Genomic DNA, 1,126 nt, shown 5'->3' on the forward strand with positions numbered 1-1,126 from the left:
CAATTGGATTTACCGAAGACAAAACGCTTGCGTGGTATGCCCGCTTTGATACTCATGAGTCGCCACTTGATTTGTCCGCCCCTACTCTAGCCCCATCAACTGAAACGGCTCGAGTTGAAGCAAATCACACCTGCCCACAATCAGGCTATTGGTACACCCCTGCCAAACAAAACAGCCGTGCGTTATTTAAACAGGGTGAATTAATGCCAGATTTCCCTACATCAACTTACGGCGCGACGATTTGGTATTGGGGTGCTAATCAAGAATAAACTTGCCGATCTTTAACAATCTAAGCAAGGCCAGAATATCGAGTGGGATGGCACAGACGCCAAATCCAAAACGATTCGTGAATACGCCGACGATGGCAGCAACAGCATCCAGCTCGAATATGTGCCTGATCTGCGCCTGACCATCACCACCGATGCGCTGGCGCAAGAGATTTACTATTACTTCGATATCGATGGCTATGTGTATCGCACGGTTTACCCCGATGGCAAAGAGGAATGGGCCTTCAGGGATGAAGCTAAAAACCTGACTAAGCACATCCACCCCGATGGCACAGCAGAAGGCTTTATCTATGACGACAAAGACAATCTGATAGAACATATCCGCCCGGATCAAACGCGGGTATTGATGGCCTACGACGATAAAGACCAGCTTATCCGCATCACTGACCCAAGCGGCCATGAATGGCTGCGCGAATATGATGCCCAGGGCAATCTCACTAAAGAAACCGACCCGCTGGGCCATAGCACCCAATACAACTACAACCCGCAGGGCTTGCCCGTAGCGATTAAAGATGCCAAAGGCGGCAGCAAAAAACTCGCCTATCTGCCTAATGGGCAGCTCAGCAGCTATACCGATTGCTCTGGCAAGACCAGCCAGTGGCAATACGACGCCCGTGGCCGCCTGATTGTGGCGCAAGATGCCGCAGGCAATGCCAGCCAGTATCACTACGGTAGCGACGGTCAGCTGGCTAAAGTCGTCAATCCTGACGGCACGCACAGCCTGCTGCAATACGATGCCGAAGGCCGCTTACTCAGCCACACCGACGCGCTGCAAGCTAAAACCCAGTTTGATTACGACCGCGCAGGCCGAGTCAGTAGCCGCAAAGACGCCGCCAATC

Annotated in this window: 1 protein-coding gene and 1 pseudogene; both read left to right on the forward strand. The window is 52.3% G+C overall.

Annotated features, from left to right (window positions below; all coding sequences use genetic code 11):
- Positions 1–269: hypothetical protein (locus R6242_RS22225; RefSeq protein ID WP_318431077.1), on the forward strand; the 269-nt coding region annotated here is incomplete at its 5' end.
- Between the two features lie 121 nt (positions 270–390).
- Positions 391–1,126 (forward strand): annotated as a pseudogene (locus R6242_RS22230) (hypothetical protein); the annotation flags it as partial.

Origin of the sequence: Iodobacter sp. CM08 (assembly GCF_033446605.1) — a bacterium.
In the GTDB taxonomy this organism is placed as follows: Bacteria; Pseudomonadota; Gammaproteobacteria; order Burkholderiales; family Chitinibacteraceae; genus Iodobacter.